The 4,727-nt window shown below is 67.6% G+C and carries 5 protein-coding genes and 1 pseudogene; 2 read left to right on the top strand and 4 right to left on the bottom strand.

The window, feature by feature from the left end; all coding sequences use genetic code 11:
- Window positions 1-163: 163 nt before the first annotated feature.
- Window positions 164-442, top strand: a pseudogene (locus ACWGH1_RS35000) (transposase); the annotation flags it as partial.
- Window positions 443-494: 52 nt separating this feature from the next.
- Here ACWGH1_RS35000 and ACWGH1_RS35005 read toward each other — a convergent pair.
- Both ACWGH1_RS35005 and ACWGH1_RS35010 read right to left on the bottom strand, forming a co-directional pair.
- Window positions 495-860 (bottom strand): hypothetical protein, encoded by a 366-nt coding sequence (locus tag ACWGH1_RS35005; protein ID WP_453356161.1) that lies wholly within the window; start codon window positions 858-860, stop codon window positions 495-497.
- Window positions 861-1,443: 583 nt separating this feature from the next.
- A complete protein-coding gene (locus ACWGH1_RS35010; protein WP_453356162.1) occupies window positions 1,444-1,635 on the bottom strand; it encodes a hypothetical protein in 192 nt (63 codons plus the stop codon).
- Window positions 1,636-1,839: 204 nt separating this feature from the next.
- Between ACWGH1_RS35010 and ACWGH1_RS35015 the strand changes: the two genes are divergently transcribed.
- Window positions 1,840-2,229 (top strand): DUF4258 domain-containing protein, encoded by a 390-nt coding sequence (locus ACWGH1_RS35015; protein ID WP_453356163.1) that lies wholly within the window; start codon window positions 1,840-1,842, stop codon window positions 2,227-2,229.
- A gap of 186 nt (window positions 2,230-2,415) precedes the next feature.
- On the opposite strand, the gene ACWGH1_RS35020 is transcribed toward ACWGH1_RS35015, so the two are convergent.
- Both ACWGH1_RS35020 and ACWGH1_RS35025 read right to left on the bottom strand, forming a co-directional pair.
- The gene (locus ACWGH1_RS35020; protein ID WP_453356164.1) at window positions 2,416-2,679 is read right to left on the bottom strand and encodes a hypothetical protein; all 264 of its coding nucleotides are present in this window, start codon (window positions 2,677-2,679) and stop codon (window positions 2,416-2,418) included.
- Between the two features lie 1,283 nt (window positions 2,680-3,962).
- Window positions 3,963-4,298, bottom strand: coding sequence for a hypothetical protein (locus ACWGH1_RS35025; RefSeq protein WP_453356165.1), 336 nt, complete (start codon window positions 4,296-4,298; stop codon window positions 3,963-3,965).
- Window positions 4,299-4,727 lie beyond the last annotated feature (429 nt).

Genomic DNA, 4,727 nt, shown 5'->3' on the forward strand with positions numbered 1-4,727 from the left:
GCATGGATGCCCTGCCCCCTCCTGGGGGCAGGGCATCCATGCAGTGGGGGGACGCGCGCCATGACGGTATCCGCACCGACAGGACCCGAAGTTCAAAAACACGTAGTCAGGCTCAGGCGGTGTGCGTGCGGGCTTGCTGATGAGGGCGTTCGGCGGTACGGGTCCTCACAGGTCCTTCAAACCCCAACGCCTGCATGCCGACAAGGCTTACGACACCCCTCACCTGCGGAAATGGTCACGAGGAAAACGGATCGGCGTCCGCATCGCCCGCAAGGGCATCGAGTCCAGCGAACGGCTCGGGCGACGCCGGTGGGTGATCGAGCGGACCATGTCCTGGCTGACCGGCTACTGCCGACTCAACCACCGCTACGAACGCCACTCCCGCAACTACCTGGCCAAACAGCCAACTGCCTCGACAGCCTCCCGAAGTCAGCGTCGTTGATCGCCCCAGGGCCCCGCAGCCAGACCCAGGTCAACTGATCTACCGATCTTGGTCATTGCAGATCAGCTTTCTCCTCGGGCAGAACAAGTGGTTCGACCGCACGCGCAGCCGCACGACGTGCCGAGACCTTGCGGTGCCTGATCCCGCACAGACCGCCCGTCGGGCGAAGGAGATCCTGGCCGCGATCGTCGCCGATGAGGAGTTCGGCGCGTTCGAGGCCGCCACGCCGGAGTACTCCTCCGACTGGCAGTGCTTCACCGGGTTCCCCGTCATCGAGCGGTGGATCCTGGACGCCGACAGGGGCCCGCTGTTCACCGAGGGCCTGCGCGCCCTCTCGCTCAAGGCGGCGGTCTTCGACCTGACCGGCGACGAGCACCTGGCCGAGGTCGCCGTGGCGGTCCCGGTGGACGGCACGCACCGGCTTTCAGCTCATCCACCAGACCGACCAGGAACACCCCGACTACAGCGACGGGGACTTCACCCGCCAGGCCTACCGGCTCGCCTGGGCCGAGCCCCCCACCCGGTACTGGCTCACGACGGACGAAGTCGACCGCCGGGTCCACATCCTCACCGCGCGGTACGCAAGCATCGGCCTGGACCGTGCCGGGCGCGAGCACGGCATCGACTTCGCCGCCGCTTTGCGTCCCGTCCTCCACCACTGCCGCCGGACCGGTTCCGCAGGAACGACGACCGACTCCGGACCGGTGGCCATCGGCCGCGTTGAACGGGCACTCGCGACTGGAACGGTCATAGACCACGAATTCTTCAAGAGGGAGCCGCGTCGCCGGACAGATCCCGCACGCCGGATGGTCGGGGCCGGTCGCGAACGGCGTCGTCATGGCGGGACGGTAGCGCACCGCGTCGCCTGGCCGCAGGCGGCCGGCACCAGCGCCGGCCGCGGCTTTTGAGTCGGCACCGGGGTCGCACTCCACGTCGAGCGGCCCGCATGTACCGCCTCGTGCCCTCGCCCCGTGGGCACAGGCACCAGAGCCCCTGCCGGGTCAGCCCGGCAGGGGTCGTGGTAGCTCGAGGTCCGCTTCGTTGAGGCGGTGCCCGGGCGGCCGGCGGAACTTCTCGCGGACCTCGGTGTACCCGGAGTGCCCGAGCGCGCCCGGCGCGGGGAGACCCTCGCGGTCCCGGCCGGTGTCCAGGCGTGTCCGGTGCGAACCGAGGGCGTTCGTGGGAGCGTTCATCGCCACGCCGTCCGGCGCTTTCGGGGCCGCCCGCGGCATGCTGCCGTGCAAACTCCTCACCGCCCCGCCGGGACTGCTGACCCCGATGGTTGGGCTCCGATGGTTGCCGTTGATCTTCTGCTGATCACACATGGATGGCCGCCGGGCACCTTTTCCGCAGCGGCCGGCCGGCCGCGCACACAGCACCCGGAAGAGGGAATCACCGTGAACACCTCGAAGCGCCTTCGGCTCCTGGCCCTCGGCTTTGTCACCTCTGCCGTGATGGGGATCTCCGGCCCCGCGATGGCCGCCACGACGACCGCGGGCCCGCCCGTCCGCGGCGGACACGAAGTGACCAACCGCTGCTACTCGGATGTCGCGCCGAGCGCCTACGACCGCATCACCCAGCACGCCCGCGACCGCATGAACGAGCGCGGGGTGACCGAGGACGACATCCAGAAGGTCGTCAGGGTCGGTGCCAAGAACGCCGCGTGCCAGCAGAACGGGAACTGGCGCTACACGCTCGGGCTCTCCAGCGGCGGCGAGCTGGTGGTCCTCGTCGGTCTCGGCGACGGCGGCTGGAACGTCGTCACCGTCTTCTGGAAGGGCGAGTAGCAGCAGTCGGCTCCGCGATCGTCCGTGCCTCCACCGGCACGCCGCCGGAGGCACGGACGCGGCCGGCCGCACGATCTCTGCGGCGGCCAACTCCTGTGGCACGGCGAGTACGAGAACGGCGGTGAAGGCGCATGACCCAGATACGCCGGAAACCCGCCATGAGATGATCTTGAGCGTCTGACGGGATCACTGACGGATAGTGGCACCGAGGGTGTTGACGCGGTTCTCGTACTCGCGGCAGGCCTTGCGCTGCGACGGGATCGCCGCGGCGCCTGGGGTGTCGTCGAGTGGCCGACACAGGTCGAGGAACTGGCAGTGGACCGCGGGAACGGCGCTGACGCGCAGGGTGTAGCCCTGGCCGCGCCGTACGGTAACGCCCTGGTCGAGCGCGACGCGCTCGGCGGGCTCCAGCTCGGTGGTGCGAAGGAAGCCGGCGACCTTGCCCGGCATGTCGAGGGTGACGGGCGGCTCCGGGGTCGGGGCCTTCCTGGAGCCGCGGTGGTGTGCTCGGGCAGGAGGCCGGCGACAGCGGTGCGGATGGCGCCGCGGCTATGACGGGCTGTTGATGTACTGCCTGGGTCGGTTGTCAGCTGGGTGTATTCAGGTTGGTTGGCTGGTGTGGGGATTGCTGGGTGCCTGTTGTGGGGGTCGGAGCTGCCTGATGGCGGTGCTGGCGGCTGCCGGGCGGGTGTGACCGGCGGTTGATTGGTGCCTGTGTTGGTCTTCTGACCTGTGCGTGTTCAGGTTGGTTGGCTGGTGTGGGGTGGGGGAGTGCCTGGCCGGGGGTGCTGGCGGCTGGTGGGGTGAGGTGTCGGGGCTGTTTCACGTGCCTCTGACGTGGGGCTTTCTCGGTTTGATTGGGTTTCGCTGGTGTGCCCGGTTGTACTGATTTTTTGTGCAGGTGTAGTGGCCCGTTTATAGGCAGCCGTGGGCGGGGTGTTGCTGCTTGGTGTGGATCCAGGTCCAGAGCGGGTCGTCGGGCGGGAGCACGAGCCGGTTGAGGCCGAGGATGCTTGCGGTGTTGGCGGAGGAAGCCGTGGTCGGCTTGGGGGTGGGGTGTGCGTGAGAGGTGTCGGGCGAGGGTGACGGTTTCGGGTTAGGTGACCGCGTCGCGGGCGGTGAGGGCCCAGGACTTTCCGGTTGCGGGTGGTGGGCTGGTGGCCCCAAGGTGTGTGAGGCGCGTTCGTCAGCGCCGGGTGAGGTGCTGCTGGTGGTCGTGCCAGCGGGTGGTGATCGAGCTCGCCCACTGGTAGGCGGTGGTGGCGTCGGGCCGGCGTGTGAGGCGTTGGTGGGCCTGGGTGAGTTCGGGTGGTGCGCAGGTGTTCAGGGGCGCACGGTGGCTGGACGTGGCCCGTTGGTGGTGGCGTGGGCACAGGCGCTGGTGTGTGGGGTGGTAGGTCCATGCCTGGGTGGCACGACAAGAGGGGCGTTTCGTGGGATGCCCATGCTCAGTGCAATTCCAGAGTGTAGCTAAGTCTGCTTTTGAATCAAAGGCCCCGTGTCCGGAGATCGGTCAGATTAGGTTGACAGGGTTGCTGCCCCAGGTGCCGTCTGCTGGTCCGCCGCTCGCGCCGATGAACCCGATGACCGTGATGATTGCGGGGGCGCCAGCGAGGGCTTTGAGTCATTTACCAAAGGCGTCTTGGATGCCCTGGGCGGCTGGGAGCAGGGCGACTGCTGTCACGGCTATCCAGGTGACCATCGCCGAGTCTGTTGCCCAGTACCGCAAGCTGTCAGGGGTGCTGGGCAGTCAGCCTGCCGTCAGGGGTGAGGGTGAAGGTGTTTTGGTCGATGACGCTGGATTCGTGGACGGTCTTGCCATATGCGCCGAGGGAGATGTCTTCGGCTTTTCCGTAGTGCATCTGGGCTTGGGCGGCGTGGGTCCAGGTGTTGACCCTGACGTGTGTGGACCAGGAAGCGATCTGTTCATGTTTCCAAGGGCCCCAGCTGCTTTCTGGGTAGAGGCTTGGCGTCTTGCCTTGGTAGAAGCACATGCTGGTGTAAGAGAGTAGTACGGCAACCAGGAAGGCCACGGCTAATACACGGGAGCGGTGGCTGGTGAGCGGCAATGGGCTGTCTCCTGATCGTGGATTTAAAGCCGCCAGGCGATATGACTGCCAGGGGATGACTGAGCTGGAGCATCCGGCTCCCGTCTGGACTTGGCTGGCGACCAAGTAGACGCCTTGCGGCGTGGATTCGTTCCGCGCTGGCCTGTGGTGTAGCAGTTCTCGGATGGTTGTCCTGCGCACGAGAGTGAGACGACCTCTGCGCGACCTCCCCACGCAGTCCCCTTTGCTGCCAGCCGCCCGCACAGCGGGCTGGTCCTGGAGGCGGAGCCGGAAGAACCTGGGTGGGGGAGCGGAGCGGACCCGCCCAACGGGCCGAAGGCCCGTACCCCGTGAAACGAAAGTCACTCAGGCCCGCACAGCGGGCTGTTCGGGACCGAGCGCAGCGAGGTCCCGAACTCGTCCGGAGCGAAGCGCAGGACTCCGGCCCGA

It is taken from the genome of Streptomyces sp. NPDC054883 (assembly GCF_053610645.1).

Bases quoted from the DNA above. Each gene is read 5' to 3' on its own strand.
- ACWGH1_RS35010 (WP_453356162.1), bottom strand. From the start codon at position 1,635: ATGAACGCTCCCACGAACGCCCTCGGTTCGCACCGGACACGCCTGGAC.
- ACWGH1_RS35020 (WP_453356164.1), bottom strand. From the start codon at position 2,679: ATGCCGGGCAAGGTCGCCGGCTTCCTTCGCACCACCGAGCTGGAGCCC.